The 23,399-nt window shown below is 53.8% G+C and carries 25 protein-coding genes and 1 pseudogene; 18 read left to right on the top strand and 8 right to left on the bottom strand.

What is annotated here, in order from left to right:
• Positions 1 to 47: 47 nt before the first annotated feature.
• Complete coding sequence (locus tag OGX89_RS13315) at positions 48 to 713, bottom strand: 7-cyano-7-deazaguanine/7-aminomethyl-7-deazaguanine transporter (RefSeq protein ID WP_003827549.1); 666 nt, start codon at positions 711 to 713, stop codon at positions 48 to 50.
• Between the two features lie 168 nt (positions 714 to 881).
• Between OGX89_RS13315 and tusA the strand changes: the two genes are divergently transcribed.
• Positions 882 to 1,127 carry a sulfurtransferase TusA gene (gene tusA / locus OGX89_RS13310; protein ID WP_003827551.1) on the top strand — a complete coding sequence of 82 codons (246 nt, stop codon included), beginning with the start codon at positions 882 to 884 and terminating at the stop codon, positions 1,125 to 1,127.
• A gap of 98 nt (positions 1,128 to 1,225) precedes the next feature.
• Here tusA and zntA read toward each other — a convergent pair whose 3' ends face one another.
• Positions 1,226 to 3,424: a Zn(II)/Cd(II)/Pb(II) translocating P-type ATPase ZntA gene (zntA, locus tag OGX89_RS13305; protein ID WP_003827555.1), complete on the bottom strand. Its 2,199-nt coding sequence runs from the start codon at positions 3,422 to 3,424 to the stop codon at positions 1,226 to 1,228.
• Positions 3,425 to 3,498: 74 nt separating this feature from the next.
• Positions 3,499 to 4,125 (bottom strand): lysoplasmalogenase, encoded by a 627-nt coding sequence (locus tag OGX89_RS13300; protein ID WP_003827558.1) that lies wholly within the window; start codon positions 4,123 to 4,125, stop codon positions 3,499 to 3,501.
• A gap of 141 nt (positions 4,126 to 4,266) precedes the next feature.
• Between OGX89_RS13300 and OGX89_RS13295 the strand changes: the two genes are divergently transcribed.
• Positions 4,267 to 4,626 (top strand): DUF2500 domain-containing protein, encoded by a 360-nt coding sequence (locus OGX89_RS13295; protein ID WP_003827560.1) that lies wholly within the window; start codon positions 4,267 to 4,269, stop codon positions 4,624 to 4,626.
• Between the two features lie 99 nt (positions 4,627 to 4,725).
• On the opposite strand, the gene OGX89_RS13290 is transcribed toward OGX89_RS13295, so the two are convergent.
• Positions 4,726 to 5,001 (bottom strand): DUF1145 family protein, encoded by a 276-nt coding sequence (locus OGX89_RS13290; RefSeq protein ID WP_003023415.1) that lies wholly within the window; start codon positions 4,999 to 5,001, stop codon positions 4,726 to 4,728.
• The gene (rsmD, locus tag OGX89_RS13285) at positions 4,991 to 5,587 is read right to left on the bottom strand and encodes a 16S rRNA (guanine(966)-N(2))-methyltransferase (protein ID WP_003827565.1); all 597 of its coding nucleotides are present in this window, start codon (positions 5,585 to 5,587) and stop codon (positions 4,991 to 4,993) included. Before rsmD ends, OGX89_RS13290 begins: the two co-directional genes overlap by 11 nt.
• A gap of 151 nt (positions 5,588 to 5,738) precedes the next feature.
• Between rsmD and ftsY the strand changes: the two genes are divergently transcribed.
• The 5 genes from ftsY (at position 5,739) to livJ (ending at position 11,411) form a co-directional block, all read left to right on the top strand.
• Complete coding sequence (ftsY, locus tag OGX89_RS13280; protein ID WP_126956413.1) at positions 5,739 to 7,190, top strand: signal recognition particle-docking protein FtsY; 1,452 nt, start codon at positions 5,739 to 5,741, stop codon at positions 7,188 to 7,190.
• A 2-nt stretch (positions 7,191 to 7,192) separates the two neighbouring features.
• Positions 7,193 to 7,861, top strand: coding sequence for a cell division ATP-binding protein FtsE (gene ftsE / locus OGX89_RS13275; RefSeq protein ID WP_003023420.1), 669 nt, complete (start codon positions 7,193 to 7,195; stop codon positions 7,859 to 7,861).
• The gene (ftsX, locus tag OGX89_RS13270) at positions 7,854 to 8,912 is read left to right on the top strand and encodes a permease-like cell division protein FtsX (protein ID WP_003827568.1); all 1,059 of its coding nucleotides are present in this window, start codon (positions 7,854 to 7,856) and stop codon (positions 8,910 to 8,912) included. The genes ftsE and ftsX overlap by 8 nt, the downstream gene beginning before the upstream one ends.
• Positions 8,913 to 9,182: 270 nt before the next feature.
• Complete coding sequence (rpoH, locus tag OGX89_RS13265; protein ID WP_003023425.1) at positions 9,183 to 10,037, top strand: RNA polymerase sigma factor RpoH; 855 nt, start codon at positions 9,183 to 9,185, stop codon at positions 10,035 to 10,037.
• 270 nt (positions 10,038 to 10,307) lie between these two features.
• Positions 10,308 to 11,411: a branched chain amino acid ABC transporter substrate-binding protein LivJ gene (gene livJ, locus OGX89_RS13260; protein WP_139153507.1), complete on the top strand. Its 1,104-nt coding sequence runs from the start codon at positions 10,308 to 10,310 to the stop codon at positions 11,409 to 11,411.
• Positions 11,412 to 11,494: 83 nt separating this feature from the next.
• Here the strand turns inward: livJ and OGX89_RS13255 are convergent.
• Positions 11,495 to 11,621: pseudogene (locus OGX89_RS13255) on the bottom strand (hypothetical protein).
• Positions 11,606 to 11,989 (bottom strand): aspartate 1-decarboxylase autocleavage activator PanM, encoded by a 384-nt coding sequence (gene panM / locus OGX89_RS13250; RefSeq protein ID WP_003827573.1) that lies wholly within the window; start codon positions 11,987 to 11,989, stop codon positions 11,606 to 11,608. Before panM ends, OGX89_RS13255 begins: the two are co-directional and overlap by 16 nt.
• A 422-nt stretch (positions 11,990 to 12,411) precedes the next feature.
• Between panM and livK the strand changes: the two genes are divergently transcribed.
• The 11 genes from livK (at position 12,412) to ugpQ (ending at position 22,878) form a co-directional block, all read left to right on the top strand.
• On the top strand, positions 12,412 to 13,521 hold the full coding sequence (gene livK / locus OGX89_RS13245; RefSeq protein WP_003023433.1) for a high-affinity branched-chain amino acid ABC transporter substrate-binding protein LivK: 1,110 nt from the start codon (positions 12,412 to 12,414) through the stop codon (positions 13,519 to 13,521).
• 61 nt (positions 13,522 to 13,582) lie between these two features.
• Entirely contained in the window at positions 13,583 to 14,509 is a 927-nt protein-coding gene (gene livH, locus OGX89_RS13240; protein WP_003827575.1) for a high-affinity branched-chain amino acid ABC transporter permease LivH, read from the top strand.
• The gene (livM, locus tag OGX89_RS13235; protein WP_003827577.1) at positions 14,506 to 15,783 is read left to right on the top strand and encodes a branched chain amino acid ABC transporter permease LivM; all 1,278 of its coding nucleotides are present in this window, start codon (positions 14,506 to 14,508) and stop codon (positions 15,781 to 15,783) included. The genes livH and livM overlap by 4 nt, the downstream gene beginning before the upstream one ends.
• Positions 15,780 to 16,547 (top strand): high-affinity branched-chain amino acid ABC transporter ATP-binding protein LivG, encoded by a 768-nt coding sequence (gene livG, locus OGX89_RS13230; protein WP_003827578.1) that lies wholly within the window; start codon positions 15,780 to 15,782, stop codon positions 16,545 to 16,547. The genes livM and livG overlap by 4 nt, the downstream gene beginning before the upstream one ends.
• A 17-nt stretch (positions 16,548 to 16,564) precedes the next feature.
• Positions 16,565 to 17,278 carry a high-affinity branched-chain amino acid ABC transporter ATP-binding protein LivF gene (livF, locus tag OGX89_RS13225; protein WP_003827581.1) on the top strand — a complete coding sequence of 238 codons (714 nt, stop codon included), beginning with the start codon at positions 16,565 to 16,567 and terminating at the stop codon, positions 17,276 to 17,278.
• Between the two features lie 101 nt (positions 17,279 to 17,379).
• Positions 17,380 to 17,661: a hypothetical protein gene (locus OGX89_RS13220; protein ID WP_003827582.1), complete on the top strand. Its 282-nt coding sequence runs from the start codon at positions 17,380 to 17,382 to the stop codon at positions 17,659 to 17,661.
• A 247-nt stretch (positions 17,662 to 17,908) separates the two neighbouring features.
• Positions 17,909 to 19,225, top strand: a complete 1,317-nt coding sequence (gene ugpB / locus OGX89_RS13215; protein WP_003827583.1) for a sn-glycerol-3-phosphate ABC transporter substrate-binding protein UgpB — start codon at positions 17,909 to 17,911, stop codon at positions 19,223 to 19,225.
• A gap of 110 nt (positions 19,226 to 19,335) precedes the next feature.
• Positions 19,336 to 20,223, top strand: a complete 888-nt coding sequence (gene ugpA / locus OGX89_RS13210) for a sn-glycerol-3-phosphate ABC transporter permease UgpA (RefSeq protein ID WP_126956409.1) — start codon at positions 19,336 to 19,338, stop codon at positions 20,221 to 20,223.
• On the top strand, positions 20,220 to 21,065 hold the full coding sequence (gene ugpE / locus OGX89_RS13205) for a sn-glycerol-3-phosphate ABC transporter permease UgpE (RefSeq protein WP_126956407.1): 846 nt from the start codon (positions 20,220 to 20,222) through the stop codon (positions 21,063 to 21,065). Before ugpA ends, ugpE begins: the two co-directional genes overlap by 4 nt.
• 2 nt (positions 21,066 to 21,067) lie before the next feature.
• Entirely contained in the window at positions 21,068 to 22,138 is a 1,071-nt protein-coding gene (locus tag OGX89_RS13200) for a sn-glycerol-3-phosphate import ATP-binding protein UgpC (protein ID WP_126956405.1), read from the top strand.
• Complete coding sequence (gene ugpQ / locus OGX89_RS13195) at positions 22,135 to 22,878, top strand: glycerophosphodiester phosphodiesterase (RefSeq protein ID WP_003827589.1); 744 nt, start codon at positions 22,135 to 22,137, stop codon at positions 22,876 to 22,878. The genes OGX89_RS13200 and ugpQ overlap by 4 nt, the downstream gene beginning before the upstream one ends.
• On the opposite strand, the gene OGX89_RS13190 is transcribed toward ugpQ, so the two are convergent.
• Positions 22,875 to 23,315, bottom strand: coding sequence for a DUF2756 family protein (locus tag OGX89_RS13190; protein ID WP_003827591.1), 441 nt, complete (start codon positions 23,313 to 23,315; stop codon positions 22,875 to 22,877). The genes ugpQ and OGX89_RS13190 overlap by 4 nt on opposite strands.
• Between the last annotated feature and the right edge of the window lie 84 nt (positions 23,316 to 23,399).

Raw genomic sequence — 23,399 nt, 5'->3', positions numbered from 1 at the left:
CATAACGGCTCATTCGTCCATCTTATCACAACTCGGAAAATGAACCTTTAACTCGTCTGCAATGCAGAGATTTCAGATTTATCTGCCAGTCTTTTCAGTAACATATTCAGCAGCACGCCATACATTGGCAGGAAGAAAATAATGCTGATCAGCACTTTGAAGCAGTAATCGACCAGTGCGATTTCCATCCAGTGCTCGGCCATAAAGGCATCCGGGCTGCGCCAGAAGGCGATAAAGAAGAAGGCCAACGTATCGCTGATATTGCCAAACAGCGTGGACGCCGTCGGTGCCAGCCACCAGCGACGGTTCTGACGCAGGCGATTAAAGACATGCACATCCAGAATTTGTCCCAGCGCGTAAGCCATAAAGCTGGCAGCGGCGATACGGGCGACAAACAGATTAAAGTGCAGCAGTGCGCCGAATCCTTGCCACGATCCCATATAGAACAGTGATGAAACGACATAGGAGATCAGCAGCGCGGGGATCATAACCGCAAAGATGATACGTCGAGCCAGCGGCGCGCCAAAAATACGCACGGTCAGGTCGGTCGCGAGGAAAATAAACGGAAAGCTAAACGCGCCCCATGTGGTATGGAAACCAAAAATGGAGATTGGAAGCTGCACCAGATAGTTGCTGGAGGTGATCACCAGCAGATGAAATAGCGATAGCCAGAACAACGCTTTTACGCGCTGAGTTTGTGTAAACGGAGTCATATTGTGACCTTTTTGTTGGATGGGGTGAGGGAACCCAATAAAAAACCGTCGCATGATACTGCTTTAAGAGCACATTGCAATGGTTGTTTTTCACGCAATCGTTAACCTGATTGGCTTACGCCACAACAGAGCGTAAAATAACGCCGTTTTTGTATGAATGAGACGACGATGAGCGACCTGTTTACTTCCCCCGACCATACTCTTGATGCCCAGGGGCTGCGCTGCCCGGAACCGGTAATGATGGTGCGTAAAACCGTACGCGGCATGCAGGCCGGTGAAACGCTGCTGATTGTCGCCGACGATCCGGCAACAACCCGCGATATTCCTGGCTTCTGTACCTTTATGGAACATGAGCTGGTGGCCAAAGAGACCGACTCGCTGCCGTACCGCTATCTGGTGCGCAAAGGGCAGTAATCTTGTTATGCCGGATGGCGCTAACGCTTCTCCGGCCTATAAAGACTGAGTAACCTGTAGGCCTGATAAGCGAAGCGCCATCAGGCGAGAAACAGGCACTACCCTTTACGCAACAACCGCAGCGCGTTAGCGGTCACCAGTACCGTTGCCCCCGTATCCGCCAGCACCGCCAGCCACAATCCGGTTATCCCGAGCAGCGTGGTGACGAGGAAAATCCCTTTCAGACCCAGCGCAATCGCAATGTTCTGGCGAATATTGGCATGGGTAGCCCGCGCCAGCTGAATCATTTGCACCAGACCACGCAGGCGGTTGTGGGTCAGGGCTGCATCGGCGGTTTCCAGCGCGACGTCGGTCCCGCTTCCCATCGCAATGCCGATGGTAGCCGCTTTCATTGCCGGGGCGTCGTTGATGCCGTCGCCCACCATCGCCAGCGGCGACTGTTGGTTAAGATGGGTAACGGCCTGCACCTTATCTTCCGGCAAGAGTCCCGCTTTGAATTCGAGGCCCAGTTCACCGGCAATGGCGGCCGCCGCACGCGGGTTATCGCCGGTCAGGATCACGCCTTTCACGCCAATCTGATTAAGCTCGCTGATGGCGCTGCGAGCGTCATCGCGCAGCGTGTCCTGTAGGGCCAGCACGCCGAGAACGGCATCGTTACGTAGCACCAGCACCACCGTTTGGCCCGCGCTTTCCAGCTCGCTAATCTGTCCGGCAAAGGCGTCGGCAGGCTGTTTGCCTGCGGCGCAAATTAGCACGCGCTCGCCGTCGACCAGCGCTTCAATTCCAGAGCCAACCAGCGCCCGTTGCTCTTTTGCGACAGGAATAGTCAGTTCGCGCGTTTGCGCTTCCCGAACAATTGCTTGTGCCAGCGGGTGCGTCGCGCCTTGCTCTACCGCTGCCGCCAGTGCCAGCAGTTCAGCCTCACCAATACCGCTTGCCGGATGAATCGCCGTGACGCGTGGTTTACCGATGGTCAGGGTGCCGGTTTTATCAAACGCCACCTGCGTGACTCTACCTAACTGTTCCAGCGCGGCCCCGCCTTTGATTAACGCCCCACGACGCGCCGCGGCGGCCAGACCAGAGGTAATGGCTGCGGGCGTTGAAATCACCAATGCACAAGGGCAGCCAATCAGCAGCAGCGTCAACCCTTTATAAATCCACTCCTGCCAGGATGCGGCAAACAGCAGTGGCGGTACGAGGGTGACCAGCAGCGCAACCGCCATAATGGCTGGAGTGTAAATCCGGCTGAAACGGTCAATAAAGCGCTCAATGGGAGCGCGGCGTTCTTCCGCTTCTTCAATCAGCTTCAGAATACGGTCAATGGCGCTGGCACCCGGTTCTGAGAGCACTTCCAGCGTTACCAGACGATCCACGCTGGTGGCACCCGCCGGGACTTTCTCGCCGGTGGCGCGTTCAACCGGGATCGATTCGCCGGTCAGGGCGCTCTCATCAAAGCTGGCAAAGCCGGAGACCAGTTTGCCATCGGCAGGTAAACGCCCACCCGCGGCAACTTCAATAACATCGCCAGGGCGGAGGGTATTGATAGCCACCTCTTCGCGCTCGCCGTTACGCAGGCGTGTGGCGGTTTCCGGTTTGAGCGCCATCAGTGCGCTGACACCTTTACGGGCGCGGCTGGCGGCCCAACCTTCCAGACGCTCGCCAATTAAAAACAGCAGCAGCACCATAGCGGCTTCCGCCGTCGCGCCGATAAACAGTGCGCCAATGGCGGCGACGCTCATCAACGTTTCAATGGCAAAGTAGCTGCCGGTTTTCATCAGACGCAGGGCCTGACGGGCAATGGGATACAGGCCGACCAGCGTGGTGGCGATAAACGCTATCTGACCGAAGGGGTGATTGAACTGCTCCAGCCCCCAGCTAATCGCCATCATGATAATCAGCGAAATCAGCGGCAGGTTTTCTTTAAAACGTGACTCGGGGGCGGCTTCCGTCGCGTGCTCATCGCGCAGGGTATAGCCTGCTTTTTGCACCGCGTTTTCAACTTGCTGGCGGATATCGGAACCGGCATCGACCACCAGTTTTTCAGTGGCGAACAGAACCTGGACCTGGTTGACGCCGCTGACCTGGCGGACCGCATTCTCTACTTTGCGGGCGCAAGCTGCACAGTCCATGCCCGCCACTTTCCAGGAATAGCGGGTACCTATTACGGTATCGGATACGGTTGGTGTTGTGGAGCAGCTTCCTTCGCAGCAGCAGTCATCCACCTTTTGTGGCGCAGGCGCTGGCTTGAAAGAAGAGAATTGTGGGACTTTTTTGCCACGGGTATCGGGTGTCGACATGGCATCCTCCGGTTGATAATCATTTCGTATTAACCGGAGGATACACTCTGGAGTCGACTCCAGAGTCAAGCGTTTTAAAGATACAACGAACGAACAATCAGGAAATGCCCGGCGAAGTAGCAGGCGGCGGCAATGGCGTTATCGGCCCGGAAGCGGCGACGGTAATGGCTACCCAGCCAGACAATGTTGCCGATGAACAGGAGGGATGCGCCCATAAATGCCGACAGCGCCGGGGCGGTCGGTCGAAAGAACCACAGCTCACCGGCCATCCAGACCATCATCAGCGTGATGCCGATGAAGGTGCAGATAGCGACACGCAGCTCTTCCAGACGCGTCCAGATCACGGCGATCAGCAACGCCCCCAGCACTACCAGCACCAACGGCAAAGGCCAGAAGAACGACAGCGTCATTTGGCTGGCGAAGTAAATGGTATACAGCAGATGCGACAGGAAGAATGCTCCCACGGCGTACAGCAGGCGTTGGCGCGGTAACAGCGTCAGCGCATCGCCCAGCAGCGAGGCAAGCAGGCCAGCCAGCACCAGATAGCTGATAGCGTTAAACATTGGCGCCTGCCAGGCCAGCAGTGCCAGCAGGAGTAACGTCAGGGGCTTAAAGACCCAGCGTTGCCAGGCAGGTCCACGATAGGAAGCATCCACGAACAACCATGCGGAAAGACAGACAGCGATAAACGACCAAAGCATCTTAGTTCCTTGAATTCGTTATTTTTTCGTAAGCGGGGTGCTCACGGCTCTACTGTCCAGTGTAGAGGTCGACACAGCCAGATGACAACACCATAACAGGCGATGTATGCTTATTTCCGCATTTTCTGATGGGTTAATAATATGAGCAAGCCACCACTTTTTTTCATTGTTATCATTGTCTTAATCGTTATCGCTGCGTCGTTTCGCTTTGTTCAGCAGCGGCGAGAAAAAGCCGATAATGATACGGCACCGCTGATGCAAAAGCAGGTGGTGGTAAGTAACAAACGGGAAAAACCGCTTAACGATCGGCGATCCCGCCAGCAGGAAGTGAGCCCGGCAGGTACCAGCATGCGCTATGAAGCCAGCTTTAAGCCACAAAATGGGGGGATGGAGCAGACGTTTCGTCTTGATGCGCAGCAGTACCACGCGTTAACGGTCGGGGATAAAGGCACGCTGAGTTACAAAGGTTCGCGATTTGTTGATTTTACGCTTGAACGCTAAGGTGTCATCTGACTGATGCCGGATGGCGGCTTACGCCTTATCCGGCCTACAGATTTTTCGCCCCGGCCCGCAACATGCCGCCGGGCGAAAAGATCACAGCTACTTCTTCAACTGATCTTTAATCTTCTTCTGCCACACCAGTAGCTCAAAGACGCCGAACAGAAAAATACGGATTTTCTCTCCGTTGGTCATCTGCGGGCCATCTTTAGGCATGGTGCTTTTTAGCAGCGCCAGCTGCATGCCATGCATCAGCACCATAAATATCAGTGCGACGTTAACGAAGATGTTAAGCGGGCGTGGAAAGGGTTGGAAAATATTCAGTAGTAAAAATGCCCAGACGCACAGCATCAGCAGGCGTCCCAGGTTAATCAGCATCGTGCTCTCCTCGTGCTTCACGTTGGTACAGGCGATAGGCGACCTGTCCGGCGACTTTCTCACGGTATAGCGACCAGTTCACCGGAACCGGCGGTAAGCCGTTTTCTACTTCGCTTTCAACGTAAATATACGCTTCATTTGCCAGCCAGCCATGAGTTTCCAGAAGAGTTAATGTTTCTTCCAGTAATCCTTTGCGAAACGGCGGGTCAACAAATACCACGTTATGCGGCGTACCTGCCTGAGCCAAAAATGTCAGCGTATTGGTATTGACGACGCGGGCATGGGAGGCTTTTAGCGTGGCGAGATTCTTTTGTAGCTGCTGAGATACCGCGCGATCCATCTCCAGAAGCGTCGCATTTGCCGCATAGCGAGAGAGGGCTTCCAGCCCCAGCGCGCCGCTGCCGGCGAAGCAGTCCAGACAGTGAGCATCGACCATTACCGGGGCCAGCCAGTTAAACAATGTTTCGCGCACACGGTCGGTGGTCGGACGTAAGCCGGGGCTGTCCGGAACCGGGAGTTTACGGCCACGCCATTGCCCCCCAATAATGCGGATCTGGCCGCTACCAGAGTGATTCGGTTTTTTCATTTCTATTATTGCTCAATCCGCCTATAGCATGTCATTCCAGGCGGTGATGTGAGTTAAGTTAAGTGATAGACTATTTCATCATTTTTTTAGCTGCTATGTACATAGCGTTGACGCTGTGCCATGAAGCAACAGCGGGGGAGTGTAGTCGCAAATGGCGAAAGAGAAAAAACGTGGCTTTTTTTCCTGGCTGGGCTTTGGTCAAAAAGAGCAGGCACCGGAAAACGAGACAGAAGTAAAAAATGAAGAACAACAACCGGTTGCTGAAGAAACTACCGTCGTTGACGAACAGCCGCACGTTGAGGAAACCCGTAGCGAGGCTGAAACGCAAGCCTTTGCAGCTGAAGTCGTTGAAGTAACTGAACAGGTTGCGGAAATCGAAAAACTGCAGCAGGAAGAAGAACCTGTCGCCGAACAAGCGCAGCCGGAGATTGAGTCGGTTGCTGAATCCGTTGCTGAAACTGTAGTGGAAACGCCAGCTGCGGTGGTTATCGAACGCGAAGAATTGCCGCTGCCGGAAGAGGTGAAAACCGAAGAAGTTACTGCCGAAGAGTGGCAGGCCGAAGCGGAAACCGTGGAAATCGTTGAGGCGGCTGAAGAAGCGGTTATGGTGGTGCCGGTAGAAGAACCTGCTGTAGAAGAACCGGTAGAAGAAGAGGTGGTCCAGGAGCAGGAAAAACCAACCAAAGAAGGTTTCTTTGCGCGTCTGAAACGCAGCCTGCTGAAAACAAAAGAAAACCTCGGTTCCGGATTTATCAGTCTGTTCCGTGGTAAAAAAATCGACGATGATCTGTTTGAAGAGCTGGAAGAGCAGCTGCTGATCGCTGATGTGGGTGTAGAAACGACCCGCAAGATCATTGCGAATCTAACGGAAGGCGCCAGCCGCAAGCAGCTTAAAGATGCGGAAGCGCTGTACGGTCTGTTGAAAGAAGAGATGGGCGAGATTCTGGCGAAGGTTGACGAACCGCTGAACGTTGATGGCAAAACACCATTTGTTATCTTAATGGTTGGTGTCAACGGCGTGGGCAAAACCACCACTATTGGTAAGCTTGCGCGTCAGTTTGAGCAGCAGGGTAAATCGGTAATGCTGGCGGCAGGTGATACTTTCCGTGCGGCGGCGGTAGAACAGCTGCAGGTTTGGGGTCAGCGTAACAACATCCCGGTGATTGCTCAGCATACTGGCGCGGATTCCGCGTCCGTTATCTTTGATGCCATCCAGGCGGCGAAGGCGCGTAACGTAGACGTGCTGATCGCTGATACCGCAGGGCGTTTGCAGAATAAATCGCACCTGATGGAAGAATTGAAAAAAATCGTTCGCGTCATGAAGAAGCTGGACGAAGATGCGCCGCATGAAGTTATGCTGACTATCGACGCCAGCACCGGGCAGAATGCGATAAGCCAGGCCAAACTGTTCCATGAAGCGGTGGGCTTAACCGGTATCACCCTGACCAAGCTGGACGGTACGGCGAAGGGCGGGGTTATCTTCTCGGTTGCCGATCAGTTTGGCATCCCTATCCGCTATATCGGTGTGGGTGAACGTATCGAGGATTTACGTCCGTTTAAAGCGGACGATTTTATAGAGGCACTTTTTGCCCGAGAGGATTAACAATGATTCGCTTTGAACATGTCAGCAAGGCCTATCTCGGTGGGAGACAAGCGCTGCAGGGAGTGACCTTCCATATGCAGCCTGGCGAGATGGCGTTTCTGACCGGCCACTCCGGCGCGGGGAAAAGTACCCTGCTGAAGCTGATTTGTGGAATTGAACGGCCCAGCGCCGGGAAAATCTACTTTAGCGGGCATGACATCAGCCGTTTGAAAAACCGTGAAGTGCCGTTTCTGCGTCGTCAGATTGGCATGATTTTTCAGGATCACCACCTGTTAATGGACAGAACCGTGTTTGACAATGTGGCAATCCCGCTGATCATCGCGGGCGCCAGCGGGGATGATATTCGTCGTCGCGTGTCAGCGGCGCTGGATAAGGTCGGGCTGTTGGACAAAGCGAAAAACTTCCCGATTCAACTCTCCGGCGGTGAACAACAACGCGTCGGCATCGCCCGCGCGGTGGTGAACAAACCTGCGGTGCTGCTGGCGGATGAACCAACGGGGAACCTGGATGACGCGCTGTCAGAAGGGATCCTTCGCCTGTTCGAAGAGTTTAACCGCGTCGGGGTCACGGTATTAATGGCCACGCACGATATTGGCCTGATCTCCCGTCGCTCCTATCGCCAAATGGTTCTGAGCGATGGACATCTGCATGGAGGCCTGGCGCATGAATAGACGTGACGCTATTAACCAAATCAAACAGTTCGGTGGCCGACTGGATCGCTTTCGTAAATCGGGCGGTGCGTCGGGTGACGGCGGTCGCAACGCGCCAAAGCGTGCGAAAGCCGCGCCAAAGCCGAATTCGCGTAAAACCAATGTCTTTAACGAGCAGGTACGTTATGCGTTTCAGGGCGCGTTACAGGACCTGAAAAGCAAGCCGCTGGCGACGTTTCTGACGGTGATGGTCATTGCCATCTCCCTGACGCTGCCTAGCGTGTGCTACATGGTTTATAAGAACGTAAACCATGCGGCAAGCCAGTATTATCCGTCTCCGCAGATCACCGTTTATCTGCAAAAAACGCTGGATGATGATGCGGCGGCGCGGGTGGTTGGTCAGTTGCAGGCAGAACAGGGCGTGGAGAAAGTGAATTATCTTTCCCGTGACGACGCGCTGGGCGAATTCCGTAACTGGTCTGGCTTTGGCGGCGCGCTGGATATGCTTGAAGAGAACCCGCTTCCGGCCGTGGCGGTTGTTATCCCGAAATTGGACTTTCAGGGTACGGAGTCGCTGAACACGCTGCGTGACCGTATCGCACAAATCAACGGTATTGATGAAGTGCGAATGGATGACAGCTGGTTCGCTCGCCTGGCGGCGCTGACGGGCCTTGTCGGACGCGTTTCCGCGATGATCGGCGTGCTGATGGTGGCGGCGGTCTTCCTCGTCATCGGTAACAGCGTGCGGCTGAGTATTTTTGCGCGTCGCGATACCATTAACGTGCAAAAACTGATTGGCGCGACGGATGGATTTATCCTGCGTCCGTTCCTCTACGGCGGTGCACTGCTCGGTTTTTCCGGTGCATTTCTTTCACTGATTTTGTCAGAAATTTTGGTGATGCGTCTGTCGTCAGCGGTGACTGAGGTGGCACAGGTATTTGGAACTAAGTTTGATATCAATGGCTTATCATTCGATGAGTGCCTGTTATTGCTGCTGGTGTGTTCAATGATTGGCTGGGTGGCAGCCTGGCTTGCCACGGTTCAACATTTACGCCACTTTACCCCCGATTAAAAAATCTCTGGTATAATCTTTCCCTGCACTGAGTAGTTCGCTCTGCAGGGAAAGAGTCCCTGTGATCTCTTCCCGGCGTATTCATTGTGATGTCACATTTTGTGCGTAATCTATACACATTACGACATGGAACTTGTGGATAAAATCACTGTCTGATAAAAGATTGAATGATATTCTCGTTGCTCATAAGCTCTGGCATGGTTGTTGCTACTGGTTTTTGTTAATTAGTTTTTAGCCAATGCGCCAGATGAAAAGATTGAGAGGATTTGAATGACCAAAGAAATGCAAAATTTAGCTTTAGCCCCTGTTGGTAACCTGGAATCTTATATCCGGGCTGCGAACGCGTGGCCGATGTTGTCGGCTGACGAGGAGCGGGCACTGGCTGAAAAGCTGCATTACCAGGGCGATCTGGAAGCAGCTAAAACGCTGATCCTGTCTCACCTGCGCTTTGTTGTTCATGTTGCTCGTAATTATGCGGGCTATGGCCTGCCGCAGGCGGATCTGATTCAGGAAGGTAATATCGGCCTGATGAAAGCCGTGCGCCGTTTCAACCCGGAAGTGGGTGTGCGCCTGGTTTCCTTCGCCGTGCATTGGATCAAAGCTGAGATCCACGAATACGTTCTGCGTAACTGGCGTATCGTTAAAGTCGCGACCACCAAAGCGCAGCGTAAGCTGTTCTTTAACCTGCGTAAAACCAAACAGCGTCTGGGCTGGTTTAACCAGGACGAAGTTGAAATGGTTGCTCGCGAGCTGGGTGTTTCCAGCAAAGACGTGCGCGAAATGGAATCCCGTATGGCGGCACAGGACATGACGTTTGACATGTCTTCAGACGATGAGTCTGACAGCCAGCCGATGGCCCCGGTGCTGTATCTGCAGGATAAATCTTCTAACTTTGCCGACGGCATTGAAGAAGATAACTGGGAAGATCAGGCCGCGAACAAACTGACCCACGCAATGGAAGGTCTGGACGAGCGTAGCCAGGACATCATTCGTGCCCGTTGGCTGGACGAAGACAACAAGTCGACGTTGCAGGAACTGGCCGATCGCTACGGCGTTTCCGCTGAACGTGTTCGTCAGCTTGAAAAGAACGCCATGAAAAAACTGCGCGCGGCGATCGAAGCGTAATCTTCCAGCCGCCCTGGAAATGCTGATAAACCCTGGATGAAAATCCGGGGTTTTTTGTTTTTATCTCTCCCCCTCTCTCCTGACGTTTATGCTTTTTGTCATCAAGTTGTTATCTGCATGTCAAATTTAGCTATTCCAAAATAATAAAAATCGGGTATGTTTTAGCAGAGTATGCTGCTAAAGCACGGGTGGCTATCCAATAATCGAAATAAAGTGCTGAACAACAACATCACAACACACGTAATAACCACAATAATGGGGATTGTCAGGATGAATATGAAGGGTAAAGCGTTATTGGCAGGATGTATCGCCCTGTCTTTGAGCAATATGGCGTTTGCTAAGGATATTAAAGTTGCCGTCGTCGGCGCGATGTCCGGTCCGGTAGCGCAGTATGGCGATCAGGAATTTACTGGCGCAGAGCAGGCGATTGCAGATATCAACGCCAAAGGCGGGGTGAAAGGCGACAAACTGGTCATGGTGAAATATGACGATGCCTGTGACCCGAAACAAGCGGTAGCGGTAGCTAACAAAGTGGTCAACGACGGGATTAAATATGTTATCGGCCACCTATGCTCGTCTTCCACTCAGCCTGCGTCAGATATCTATGAAGACGAAGGCATTCTGATGATCACCCCAGCGGCAACGGCGCCGGAGCTGACCGCGCGCGGTTATAACCTGGTGATGCGTACCACCGGTCTGGATTCCGATCAGGGCCCAACCGCTGCCAAATATATCGTTGAAAAAGTGAAGCCGAAGCGCATTGCGATCGTTCACGACAAACAACAGTACGGTGAAGGCCTGGCGCGTTCCGTGCAGGACAACCTCAAGAAAGCCAACGCTGACGTGGTGTTCTTCGACGGGATCACCGCTGGCGAGAAAGATTTCTCTACGCTGGTGGCGCGTCTGAAGAAAGAGAATATCGATTTCGTTTACTACGGTGGTTACCACCCGGAAATGGGGCAGATTCTGCGCCAGGCACGCGCTGCGGGTCTGAAAACCCAGTTTATGGGACCAGAAGGGGTAGCGAACGTGTCGCTGTCTAACATCGCGGGTGAGTCTGCAGAAGGCTTACTGGTAACGAAACCGAAGAACTACGATCAGGTTCCGGCGAACAAACCGATTGTGGACGCGATCAAAGCCAAGAAACAAGATCCGAGCGGTGCATTCGTATGGACCACCTACGCCGCGCTGCAATCCTTGCAGGCCGGTCTGAACCAGTCTGACGACCCGGCTGAAATTGCCAAATACCTGAAAGCAAACTCAGTGGAAACCGTCATGGGGCCGCTGTCATGGGATGCGAAAGGCGATCTGAAAGGCTTCGAATTCGGCGTGTTTGACTGGCATGCAAACGGGACGGCGACCGACGCCAAATAATTTTCCTGGCGCCTTTCGCGCTGCAGATGCGTTGGCTACGTTATTCAACCCCGGTCACTTACTTATGTAAGCTCCCGGGGACTTCATAACTTGCCGCCTTCCTGCAACGTGAAATTCTTGGAAAATTGCGAGGTGGTTTTTTATTTTTTCTCCCAGCATGTAGGCCGGATAAGCGTCAGCGCCATCCGGCTTTTTTATCTTTTTTCCCAGCCATTCTCCTGGGCTGTAAACCCTAACGCTTGCATAAACGCGGCCATCACGCTGCGGTCTTCAACGCCGACGTCGGCCATCCACCATGAACTCACATCAGGGTTTTCCCGGATGACTTCTTCGATCAAATACTGCCCGACGCCGCGACGGCGGGTGATATCGCGTACGCGCAATGAATCTAATGCACCTTGCGTGCCGCTCAGGGTTACGCGAACTGCGCCTAACAGACGCTCGTTAAAGCGTGCGGCGTAGATCCGGTGCGTTTCATCTACGCTTAACGATGAGGCGGAATATTCCGGCCAGATTTTGCCCAGATCAATCTGGTCCTGGTCGCTAAAGTTATCTAAACGAACGATGGTCAGCTTCATTAACAGCATGTCCAAATCACAAAAGATGGAATGAGTGTACCGAAATAATTCGCCCGGATGCTTTCTCTTTTTTATGTGAATAACCAGATTAATAATTTTGTAACAACGGTAATGACAGTTTGAAACCGTAGAGATTGAAAAATAGGCAGAATAATACCCTGGGATGCAGCATTTTATTCGGCTCTTTGTACCGTTATTTTATGCTGACAAACGTGCTTTTTTTTGTTTATCTATAGTGAAAAGCAGAATATTATCTTTTCTTAATCGACTGAAAAATAGAGATTTTAGCCTGATTTGCTTAAAAAACTGCGCTAAACCATTAATGAGACTGGTAAAAATAGTGCAGTTCAAAAAAAGCACAGACTGCTTTTTAACCACATAAATACAAAATATTAATTACGTCACGAATGGGGATTCAGGTAATGAAACGGAATGCGAAAACAATCATCGCAGGGGTGATAGCACTGGCAATGTCACACGCGGTCATGGCGGAAGATATCAAGGTCGCTGTTGTCGGCGCGATGTCAGGTCCGGTCGCGCAGTGGGGCGATATGGAATTTAATGGCGCACGTCAGGCCATTAAAGATATCAATGCCAAAGGCGGGGTCAAAGGCGACAAACTGGTCGCTGTGGAATATGACGATGCCTGCGATCCGAAACAGGCCGTTGCGGTAGCGAACAAAATCGTCAATGACGGCATTCAGTACGTTATTGGTCATCTGTGCTCATCTTCCACGCAGCCCGCATCAGATATCTATGAAGATGAAGGCATTCTGATGATTTCTCCGGGTGCCACAAACCCGGAACTGACCCAGCGCGGTTACGCTCACATTATGCGTACAGCGGGCCTGGACTCCTCTCAGGGGCCGACCGCCGCGAAATACATTCTGGAGAAGGTGAAGCCACAGCGTATCGCCATCATTCACGATAAACAGCAATACGGTGAAGGCCTGGCGCGTTCGGTGCAGGACAGCCTGAAAGCGGGCAAAGCCAACATCGTTTTCTTTGACGGTATCACCGCCGGGGAAAAAGATTTTTCTGCGCTGATCGCTCGCCTGAAAAAAGAAAATATCGACTTTGTTTATTACGGCGGCTACTACCCGGAAATGGGGCAAATGCTGCGCCAGGCGCGTTCCGTCGGGCTGAAAACCCAGTTTATGGGACCTGAGGGCGTCGGCAATGCGTCGCTGTCTAACATCGCCGGTGATGCTGCTGAAGGCATGCTGGTAACCATGCCAAAACGCTATGACCAGGATCCGGCGAATAAGGCTATCGTCGATGCGCTCAAAGCTGACAAGAAAGATCCAACCGGACCATACGTGTGGATCACTTATGCAGCCGTCCAGTCATTGGCGACAGCAATGGATCGCAGCGGTAGCAAAGAGCCGTTGGACCTGGTGAAAGATCTGAAAGCACACGGGGCTGATACCGTGATTGGGCCGCTGAAATGGGACGAAAAAGGCGATTTGAAGGGATTTGAGTTTGGTGTCTTCCAGTGGCATGCAGACGGTTCTTCGACCGTCGCGAAGTAATACCTGAAGACGAGTTATCCCACCGCCCGTGCAAAACGGGCGGGTTTAAAAAGGTTACCTTATGTCCGAGCAGTTCCTCTATTTCTTGCAGCAGATGTTTAACGGCGTCACGCTGGGAAGCACCTACGCGCTGATCGCCATCGGTTACACGATGGTGTACGGCATTATCGGCATGATCAACTTCGCCCACGGCGAGGTGTATATGATCGGCAGCTATGTCTCCTTTATGATCATCGCAGCGCTAATGATGATGGGCATCGATTCCAGCTGGCTACTGGTCGCGGCGGGCTTCGTCGGCGCAATTGTGATTGCCAGCGCCTACGGCTGGAGCATTGAACGCGTGGCGTATCGGCCCGTGCGCAGCTCCAAGCGCCTGATCGCGCTGATTTCCGCTATCGGGATGTCCATCTTCCTGCAAAACTACGTCAGCCTGACAGAAGGTTCGCGCGACGTGGCGCTACCCAGCCTGTTTAATGGCCAGTGGACTGTCGGCAGTAGCGATAACTTCTCTGCTTCCATCACCACCATGCAGTTGGTTATCTGGATCGTAACCTTCCTGGCGATGCTGGCGCTGACGCTGTTTATCCGTTACTCCCGTATGGGCCGCGCCTGCCGCGCCTGTGCAGAAGACCTGAAGATGGCCAGCCTGCTCGGCATCAATACCGATCGCGTGATTGCGCTGACCTTTGTGATTGGCGCGGCAATGGCGGCGGTAGCGGGCGTGCTGCTCGGTCAGTTCTACGGTGTAATTAACCCATACATCGGCTTTATGGCCGGGATGAAGGCCTTTACCGCGGCGGTACTGGGCGGCATCGGCAGCATTCCAGGGGCGATGATCGGCGGCCTGATTCTGGGCGTTGCGGAAGCGCTCTCCTCTGCTTATCTGAGTACTGAATACAAAGACGTCGTTTCATTCGCGCTGCTGATTCTGGTGCTGCTGGTGATGCCGACCGGTATTCTGGGTCGCCCGGAGGTAGAGAAAGTATGAAACCGATGCATTTTGCAATGGCGCTGCTCTCTGCCGCTATGTTCTTCGTCCTGGCGGGCGTCTTTATGGGTGTTCAGTTAGAGCTGGACGGTACCAGGCTGGTAGTCGATACCGCCGCGGATATCCGCTGGCAGTGGGTGTTTATCGGCACTGGCGTGGTCTTTCTTTTCCAACTGCTACGTCCAGCCTTCCAGAAAGGCCTGAAGAGCGTCTCCGGACCGAAATTTATTCTGCCGGCGATTGACGGCTCCACCGTTAAACAGAAGCTGTTCCTGGTGGCGCTGCTGGTGATTGCCGTGGCGTGGCCGTTTATGGTGTCACGCGGTACGGTGGATATCGCCACGCTGACGATGATTTATATCATCCTCGGCCTCGGCTTAAACGTGGTGGTGGGGCTTTCCGGCCTGCTGGTGCTGGGCTACGGCGGCTTCTATGCCATCGGCGCTTACACCTTCGCGCTGCTGAACCACTATTACGGTCTGGGCTTCTGGACCTGTCTGCCGCTGGCGGGGCTGGTTTCCGCTGCAGCAGGCTTCCTGCTCGGCTTCCCGGTATTGCGCCTGCGTGGTGATTATCTGGCGATTGTGACCTTAGGCTTCGGCGAAATCGTCCGTATTCTGCTGCTCAACAACACCGAAGTAACCGGCGGTCCAAACGGTATTAGCCAGATCCCGAAACCGACCTTTTTCGGTCTGGAGTTCAGCCGTACCGCCCGTGAAGGCGGCTGGGATACCTTCAGCAACTTCTTTAACGTCAAGTACGATCCGTCTGACCGCGTCATTTTCCTCTATCTGGTGGCGCTGCTGCTGGTGGTCTTCTCGCTGTTTGTTATCAACCGTTTGCTGCGTATGCCGCTGGGTCGCGCGTGGGAAGCGCTGCGTGAAGATGAAATTGCCTGTCGTTCTCTGGGCTTAAACCCTACGCGTATCAAGCTGACAGCCTTTACCATCAGCGCCGCGTTTGCCGGTTTTGCCGGTACGCTGTTTGCCGCGCGCCAGGGCTTCGTCAGCCCGGAGTCCTTCACCTTTGCCGAGTCGGCCTTTGTGCTGGCGATTGTTGTACTGGGCGGAATGGGCTCACAGTTTGCGGTGATCCTCGCGGCCATCCTGCTGGTGGTGTCACGCGAGCTGATGCGTGATTTCAACGAATACAGCATGTTAATGCTGGGTGGTTTAATGGTACTGATGATGATCTGGCGTCCGCAGGGCTTGTTGCCGATGACCCGTCCACAGTTGAAGCTGAAAAACGGGGAAGCAAAAGGAGAGCAGGCATGAGTCAGCCATTATTATCCGTTAACGGCCTGATGATGCGCTTCGGCGGTCTGCTGGCGGTAAACAACGTTGAACTGGAACTGCGACCGCAGGAGATCGTTTCGTTAATCGGCCCGAACGGTGCGGGGAAAACCACGGTCTTTAACTGTCTGACCGGTTTTTATAAGCCGACCGGCGGGACGATTAAGCTGCGCGACCAGCACCTGGAAGGGCTGCCGGGTCAGCAAATCGCGCGTATGGGCGTGGTACGTACTTTCCAGCACGTGCGTCTGTTTCGCGAAATGACGGTGATTGAAAACCTGCTGGTGGCGCAACATCAGCAACTGAAAACCGGCGTCTTCTCCGGCCTGTTGAAAACCCCGTCGTTCCGTCGCGCGCAGAGTGAAGCGTTGGATCGCGCCGCCACCTGGCTTGCGCGTATTGGCTTGCTGGAGCATGCCAACCGTCAGGCCAGTAACCTGGCCTATGGCGATCAGCGCCGTCTGGAAATTGCGCGCTGCATGGTGACCCAGCCGGAAATCCTGATGCTCGACGAACCCGCTGCTGGACTCAACCCGAAAGAGACCAAAGAGCTGGACGAGCTGATTGCTGAACTGCGTAACCATCACAACACCACCATTTTGTTGATTGAGCACGACATGAAGCTGGTGATGGGGATTTCTGACCGTATTTACGTGGTGAACCAGGGCACGCCGCTGGCGAATGGGACGCCGGAACAGATTCGTAATAATCCGGATGTTATCCGCGCCTATTTAGGTGAAGCATAATGGGGGCGAGGCTTAATATGGATAAAGCGATGTTATCGTTCGACAAAGTCAACGCCCACTACGGCAAGATACAGGCGCTGCACGACGTCAGCTTGTATATCAACCAGGGTGAAATCGTTACTCTGATTGGTGCCAACGGTGCGGGAAAAACCACGCTGCTCGGCACATTGTGTGGCGACCCGCGAGCGACCAGTGGGCGAATCGTCTTTGATGGTAAAGACATTACCGACTGGCAGACGGCGAAAATCATGCGCGAAGCGGTAGCGATTGTGCCGGAAGGGCGTCGCGTGTTTTCCCGTATGACGGTGGAAGAGAACCTGGCGATGGGCGGCTTCTTTGCCGAAAAGGACCAGTTTCAGGAACGCATCAAATGGGTGTATGACCTGTTTCCCCGTCTGCATGAACGTCGTATTCAACGTGCGGGAACGATGTCCGGCGGTGAACAGCAGATGCTGGCGATAGGCCGTGCGCTGATGAGCCAGCCGAGGCTGCTGCTGCTTGATGAACCGTCGCTGGGTCTGGCGCCGATTATCATCCAGCAGATTTTTAACACCATCGAACAGCTGCGCGAACAGGGGATGACCATCTTCCTCGTCGAACAGAACGCTAACCAGGCGCTGAAGCTCGCCGATCGCGGCTACGTGCTGGAAAACGGTCATGTGGTGCTGGAAGACACCGGTGATGCGCTACTGGCTAACGAAGCGGTGCGAAGCGCGTATCTGGGCGGTTAATCATTCTCTGAATAGACAAGGGGCCTGCTGTGGCCCCTTTTTATTGCTCTATGTTATTATTGAGAATAGTTATCAATAATAAAAATGAACATGGAGAAAGGATGATTCGTTCAGGTACCTGCATGATGATTGGCAGTTTGTTTTTGACGCTTTCACTAACCACCCAGGCCTCAACACCGCCAGCGTTTGACCCGCGCGATCCCGCTATCTGGGAAGAGAAACCGGACAACCCGTTAGCGCAATCCGACTCGCCCTGCGAAGTGTTTACCAGCTCGGTATGCCCAGGCTGGGATGATGATAAATCGGATATCCAACGTGAACGTGAGCGGCGAGAGCAGCAGCGTTTACAGAATGAATATGAACGACGCTGGCGTCGGGATTAATCTTCCTTGCTGGAGCAGCAGATAACGCCATCAAGGCCGGAGAAGGTATAGCGATATCCGGCTTTGTTGTGCACCACCCCGCATTTTCCTGTCACTACGCTTTCACCGCCTTGCCATCTGTTTGTCGCCTTACTATCTTTTTTTTGTAATAAAAAAGTTATTTTTCTGTCATTCGAGCATGTCATGTTACCCCCGCGAGCATAAAACGCGTGATATCGCGCATCCGGCACAACAAGAGAGATAACCGATGATATCGTTACGACATACAGCTTTAGGACTGGCACTTAGCCTGGCATTTGCAGGTCAGGCACTGGCGGTCACCACTATCCCGTTCTGGCACTCAATGGAAGGCGAACTGGGTAAAGAAGTTGATTCACTGGCGCAACGTTTTAATGCAGCCAATCCCGACTACAAAATTGTTCCGCAGTACAAAGGCAACTATGAGCAGAGCCTGAGTGCAGGAATTGCTGCTTTCCGTACCGGAAACGCGCCTGCGCTGCTGCAGGTTTATGAAGTGGGCACGGCAACCATGATGGCCTCAAAAGCCATTAAACCGGTCTATGAAGTATTCAAAGAGGCTGGCATTAACTTCGATGAGTCTCAGTTCGTACCGACCGTTTCCGGTTACTACACCGACTCTAAAAGCGGACACTTGCTCTCCCAGCCGTTTAACAGCTCCACTCCGGTGCTGTACTACAACAAAGATGCCTTCAAAAAAGCCGGTTTAGACCCGGAGCAGCCGCCGAAAACCTGGCAGGATCTGGCGGAGTACACCGCGAAGCTGAAAGCCGCAGGCATGAAGTGCGGTTACGCCAGCGGCTGGCAGGGATGGATTCAGATTGAAAACTTCAGCGCCTGGAACGGTCTGCCGGTAGCAACCAAAAACAATGGCTTTGACGGTACTGACGCGGTGCTGGAGTTCAATAAACCGGAACAGGTGAAACACATCGCTCTGCTGGAAGAGCTGAACAAAAAAGGTGATTTCAGCTACTTCGGGCGTAAGGACGAATCCACTGAGAAGTTCTACAACGGGGATTGTGCCATTACCACCGCCTCTTCCGGTTCGCTGGCCGACATCCGCCACTACGCTAAATTCAATTATGGCGTCGGGATGATGCCGTACGATGCCGATGTGAAGGGCGCGCCGCAGAATGCGATTATCGGTGGGGCCAGCCTGTGGGTGATGCAGGGTAAAGATAAAGCAACCTACGAAGGCGTGGCGCAGTTCCTCAACTTCCTGGCGAAGCCTGAAATTGCTGCCGAATGGCACCAGAAGACCGGCTATCTGCCGATCACCACCGCTGCCTACGACCTGACCCGTGAACAGGGCTTCTATGAGAAGAACCCTGGGGCTGATATCGCCACCCGCCAGATGCTGAACAAGCCGCCGTTGCCATTCACCAAAGGACTGCGTCTGGGCAATATGCCGCAGATCCGCACTATTGTGGATGAAGAGCTGGAAAGCGTCTGGACCGGGAAGAAAACCCCGCAGCAGGCACTGGATGCCGCCGTTGAGCGTGGCAATCAGTTACTGCGCCGCTTTGAGCAATCGACCAAGTCTTAAGTGTATAAGTGCCGGATGGCGCTGCGCTTATCAGGCCTACAAGTTCGTAGTTTGTAGGCCGGATAAGGTGCTTGCACCGCCATCCGGCACCTTCCAGGAAAAGAACCTACATGTCTTCATCCCGTCCGGTATTCCGCTCGCGTTGGCTTCCCTATTTGTTGGTGGCTCCGCAGCTGGTTATCACCGTTATTTTCTTTATCTGGCCCGCCGGTGAAGCGCTGTGGTATTCGCTACAATCCGTTGATCCGTTTGGTCTTTCCAGCCAGTTTGTCGGACTGGAAAACTTTGTCGCGCTGTTTCATGACCCGTACTACCTCGACTCATTCTGGACCACCATTAAGTTCAGTACGTTAGTCACGGTAAGTGGTCTGCTGGTGTCGTTATTTTTTGCGGCGCTGGTGAATTACGTGGTGCGTGGCAGTCGTTTTTACCAGACTCTGATGCTCTTGCCCTATGCCGTCGCGCCTGCCGTCGCCGCCGTATTGTGGATCTTCCTGTTTAACCCAGGTCGCGGGCTGATTACCCATTTTCTCGGTGAGTTTGGCTATGACTGGAACCATGCGCAAAACAGCGGTCAGGCAATGTTTCTGGTGGTGTTCGCGTCGGTCTGGAAGCAGATTAGTTACAACTTCCTGTTCTTCTTTGCCGCACTACAGTCTATCCCGCGGTCGCTGATCGAAGCCGCCGCGATTGATGGCGCAGGGCCGGTTCGCCGCTTCTTTAAGCTGGCGCTGCCGCTGATAGCCCCGGTCAGCTTCTTTCTGCTGGTGGTGAATCTGGTTTACGCCTTCTTTGATACCTTCCCGGTGATCGATGCCGCCACGGCGGGTGGACCGGTACAGGCGACCACGACGTTGATTTATAAGATCTATCGCGAAGGCTTTGTCGGGCTGGATCTCTCCGCCTCGGCCGCGCAATCGGTGGTGCTGATGTTGCTGGTCATTATTTTGACGGTGGTGCAGTTCCGCTATGTGGAAAGTAAGGTGCGTTACCAATGATTGAGAACCGTCGTGGGCTGACAATATTCAGCCATGCCATGTTGATTATGGGGATCATGGTGATCCTGTTTCCGCTGTACGTCGCGTTTGTCGCGGCGACGCTGGACAACAAAGCGGTGTTTGAAACGCCGATGACGCTGGTTCCCGGCACGCAGTTGCTGGAGAACATGAAATATATCTGGGTCAACGGCGTGGGCGTCAACAGCGCGCCGTTCTGGTTGATGATGCTTAACAGCTTCATCATGGCATTCAGTATTACGGTAGGGAAAATCACCGTCTCCATACTTTCCGCATTTGCCATCGTCTGGTTCCGCTTTCCGCTGCGCAACCTGTTCTTCTGGATGATTTTTATCACCCTGATGCTGCCGGTTGAGGTGCGAATCTTCCCCACCGTGGAGGTTATCGCCAACCTGAAAATGCTCGACAGCTATGCGGGTCTGACGCTGCCGTTGATGGCATCGGCTACTGCGACCTTCCTGTTCCGTCAGTTCTTTATGACCCTGCCGGATGAGCTGGTTGAGGCGGCGCGAATTGACGGTGCGTCACCGATGCGTTTTTTCCGCGATATCGTACTACCACTGTCAAAAACCAATCTGGCGGCGCTGTTCGTTATTACCTTTATCTACGGCTGGAACCAGTATTTGTGGCCGTTGTTAATTATTACCGACGTCAATTTGGGTACTGCGGTGGCGGGTATCAAAGGCATGATTGCCACCGGTGAAGGCACCACGCAGTGGAACCAGGTAATGGCCGCCATGCTGCTGACGCTCATCCCTCCGGTAATCATCGTGTTAGCCATGCAGCGCGCCTTCGTACGCGGTCTGGTCGATAGTGAGAAATAAAAATGGCTGGTTTAAAACTACAGGCAGTAACCAAAAGCTGGGACGGCAAAACCCAGGTAATTAAACCGCTGACGCTGGACGTCGCGGACGGGGAATTTATCGTGATGGTTGGGCCATCCGGTTGCGGAAAGTCTACGCTGCTGCGGATGGTCGCCGGGCTGGAGCGGGTGAGCGGTGGCGATATCTGGATTGATAATAAACGCGTCACCGAGATGGAGCCGAAGGATCGCGGCATAGCGATGGTCTTTCAAAACTACGCGCTCTACCCGCATATGAGCGTGGAAGAAAACATGGCCTGGGGACTGAAAATCCGCGGGATGGGTAAGGAACACATTGCTGAGCGGGTAAATGAGGCGGCGCGTATTCTCGAGCTGGGTGAGCTGCTCAAACGTCGTCCGCGCGAACTTTCTGGCGGTCAGCGCCAGCGCGTAGCAATGGGACGAGCGATTGTGCGCGACCCGGCGGTATTCCTGTTCGATGAGCCGCTTTCTAATCTTGATGCCAAGCTGCGAGTACAGATGCGTCTGGAGTTACAACATCTGCATCGCCGCCTGAAAACCACTTCGCTATACGTGACGCACGACCAGGTTGAAGCGATGACCCTCGCCCAACGGGTGATGGTGATGAACAAAGGCATTGCCGAGCAGGTAGGTACGCCGGTTGAAGTGTATGAAAAACCTGCCAGCCGCTTTGTGGCGAGTTTTATCGGCAGCCCGGCAATGAACCTGCTGGACGGGCGCATCAGTACCTCGGGCACCCATTTTGAACTGGAGGGTGGCATGACGCTACCCATCGGCAGAAGCGCGAGAGAGTCTATTGGGCGTAACATGACGTTGGGTATCCGCCCGGAGCATATTGCGCTAAGCTCGCAGGCCGAAGGCGGCGTGCCGTTGGTTGTTGATACACTGGAAATGCTGGGCGCAGATAACCTGGCACACGGACGCTGGGGCGAGCAAAAGCTGGTGGTGCGACTGGCGCATCAGCATCGCCCGACGGCAGGCAGCACGCTGTGGCTGCATCTGCCAGAAAATCATCTGCATCTTTTTGATGGCGAAACAGGACAACGCGTATGAGTAACTGGCCTTACCCCCATATTGTCGCCCATCGTGGCGGCGGTAAGCTGGCCCCGGAAAACACCCTGGCGGCGATCGACGTGGGGGCGCGATACGGGCATACCATGATCGAGTTTGACGCTAAATTGTCGAAAGACGGTGAGATCTTCTTACTGCATGACGACAACCTGGAGCGAACCAGCAACGGCTGGGGCGTGGCAGGCGAGCTGAACTGGCAGGATTTATTGCGCGTGGACGCCGGCGGCTGGTTTAGCGGTGAGTTTAAAGGTGAACCGCTGCCGCTGCTCTCGCAAGTGGCCGAGCGCTGCCGTCAGCATGGAATGATGGCAAATATTGAAATTAAACCCACAACCGGTACCGGAACGCTAACCGGCAAAGTCGTGGCGCTGGCCGCGCGGGAACTGTGGGCGGGAATGACGCCGCCACTGTTGTCATCCTTTGAAATTGATGCACTTGAAGCGGCGCAGCAGGCGGTACCTGAACTGCCGAGAGGCTTGCTGCTTGATGAATGGCGCGAGGACTGGCGCGAGCTGACCACACGGCTTGGATGCGTCTCTATTCATCTTAATCACAAACTGCTGGATGAAGCGCGAGTGGATGCGCTGCGCGATGCGGGGCTACGTATTCTGGTATATACCGTCAACCGACCCCAGCGCGCGGCGGAACTGCTGCGCTGGGGCGTGGACTGCATCTGTACCGATGCCATTGATACGATTGGTCCGGATTTCCAACCTTTTTAAGGCCCAATCGTTTTTAACGGAACGTTAGGCTGCGGCGTGCTGGAGGGCTTCAGCATGTCGCCGTTCTTTTTCTCTGACAGCATATGTTGCTTATTCAGAGAGCTGTCCGGGTTACGGGTTCCACTCAACATCCCACCGTTGCTGTTGGGCAGCATTTGCTGCTGACCGGAATTTAGCTCGCCTGGCTGAGACTGAAGGACCCGCTGGGAGTTGGTGTTAATTTGGTTTTCCAGATGCTGTTGCTGCATACGCGTCTGCGTTTGCAACTGCTGGTTGAGCATCCCTTTCTGCTGAATTTGCTGCGTTTGCATTTGGGTTTGCATACGCTGCTGACTCGGGATCTGATAACCGGGTTGGTTCGGGTTATTCATGGTGTTGATGGGCTGTGCAAAGCCTGCAAACGGCAACAGCATGGCTAAAAGTAAGAGTCGTTTCATCGCTTTTCTCCTCTCGGGGATCTCTTAAGTTTACTCCTTTCTCGCCGTTACGATGATTATTTCAGAGTTATGCACCAGGCTTAG

It is taken from the genome of Citrobacter sp. Cpo103 (assembly GCF_030332605.1).
Lineage (GTDB): Bacteria > Pseudomonadota > Gammaproteobacteria > Enterobacterales > Enterobacteriaceae > Citrobacter > Citrobacter portucalensis.
Note: the sequence above shows the minus strand (reverse complement) of the source record. Positions and strands in the feature narration are given on the sequence as shown.

Excerpts from the sequence above, each read along its gene's own strand:
- tusA (WP_003827551.1), top strand. The coding sequence starts at position 882 with ATGAGCGACCTGTTTACTTCCCCCGACCATACTCTTGATGCCCAGGGG.
- ftsX (WP_003827568.1), top strand. The coding sequence starts at position 7,854 with ATGAATAGACGTGACGCTATTAACCAAATCAAACAGTTCGGTGGCCGA.
- livJ (WP_139153507.1), top strand. The coding sequence starts at position 10,308 with ATGAATATGAAGGGTAAAGCGTTATTGGCAGGATGTATCGCCCTGTCT.
- livH (WP_003827575.1), top strand. The coding sequence starts at position 13,583 with ATGTCCGAGCAGTTCCTCTATTTCTTGCAGCAGATGTTTAACGGCGTC.
- ugpE (WP_126956407.1), top strand. The coding sequence starts at position 20,220 with ATGATTGAGAACCGTCGTGGGCTGACAATATTCAGCCATGCCATGTTG.
- OGX89_RS13315 (WP_003827549.1), bottom strand. The coding sequence starts at position 713 with ATGACTCCGTTTACACAAACTCAGCGCGTAAAAGCGTTGTTCTGGCTA.
- OGX89_RS13200 (WP_126956405.1), top strand. The coding sequence starts at position 21,068 with ATGGCTGGTTTAAAACTACAGGCAGTAACCAAAAGCTGGGACGGCAAA.
- panM (WP_003827573.1), bottom strand. The coding sequence starts at position 11,989 with ATGAAGCTGACCATCGTTCGTTTAGATAACTTTAGCGACCAGGACCAG.
- ugpB (WP_003827583.1), top strand. The coding sequence starts at position 17,909 with ATGATATCGTTACGACATACAGCTTTAGGACTGGCACTTAGCCTGGCA.
- ftsE (WP_003023420.1), top strand. The coding sequence starts at position 7,193 with ATGATTCGCTTTGAACATGTCAGCAAGGCCTATCTCGGTGGGAGACAA.
- livM (WP_003827577.1), top strand. The coding sequence starts at position 14,506 with ATGAAACCGATGCATTTTGCAATGGCGCTGCTCTCTGCCGCTATGTTC.
- OGX89_RS13295 (WP_003827560.1), top strand. The coding sequence starts at position 4,267 with ATGAGCAAGCCACCACTTTTTTTCATTGTTATCATTGTCTTAATCGTT.
- zntA (WP_003827555.1), bottom strand. The coding sequence starts at position 3,424 with ATGTCGACACCCGATACCCGTGGCAAAAAAGTCCCACAATTCTCTTCT.
- rpoH (WP_003023425.1), top strand. The coding sequence starts at position 9,183 with ATGACCAAAGAAATGCAAAATTTAGCTTTAGCCCCTGTTGGTAACCTG.
- livG (WP_003827578.1), top strand. The coding sequence starts at position 15,780 with ATGAGTCAGCCATTATTATCCGTTAACGGCCTGATGATGCGCTTCGGC.
- OGX89_RS13220 (WP_003827582.1), top strand. The coding sequence starts at position 17,380 with ATGATTCGTTCAGGTACCTGCATGATGATTGGCAGTTTGTTTTTGACG.
- livF (WP_003827581.1), top strand. The coding sequence starts at position 16,565 with ATGGATAAAGCGATGTTATCGTTCGACAAAGTCAACGCCCACTACGGC.
- ftsY (WP_126956413.1), top strand. The coding sequence starts at position 5,739 with ATGGCGAAAGAGAAAAAACGTGGCTTTTTTTCCTGGCTGGGCTTTGGT.
- OGX89_RS13290 (WP_003023415.1), bottom strand. The coding sequence starts at position 5,001 with ATGCTGATTAACCTGGGACGCCTGCTGATGCTGTGCGTCTGGGCATTT.
- OGX89_RS13300 (WP_003827558.1), bottom strand. The coding sequence starts at position 4,125 with ATGCTTTGGTCGTTTATCGCTGTCTGTCTTTCCGCATGGTTGTTCGTG.
- ugpA (WP_126956409.1), top strand. The coding sequence starts at position 19,336 with ATGTCTTCATCCCGTCCGGTATTCCGCTCGCGTTGGCTTCCCTATTTG.
- OGX89_RS13190 (WP_003827591.1), bottom strand. The coding sequence starts at position 23,315 with ATGAAACGACTCTTACTTTTAGCCATGCTGTTGCCGTTTGCAGGCTTT.
- livK (WP_003023433.1), top strand. The coding sequence starts at position 12,412 with ATGAAACGGAATGCGAAAACAATCATCGCAGGGGTGATAGCACTGGCA.
- rsmD (WP_003827565.1), bottom strand. The coding sequence starts at position 5,587 with ATGAAAAAACCGAATCACTCTGGTAGCGGCCAGATCCGCATTATTGGG.
- ugpQ (WP_003827589.1), top strand. The coding sequence starts at position 22,135 with ATGAGTAACTGGCCTTACCCCCATATTGTCGCCCATCGTGGCGGCGGT.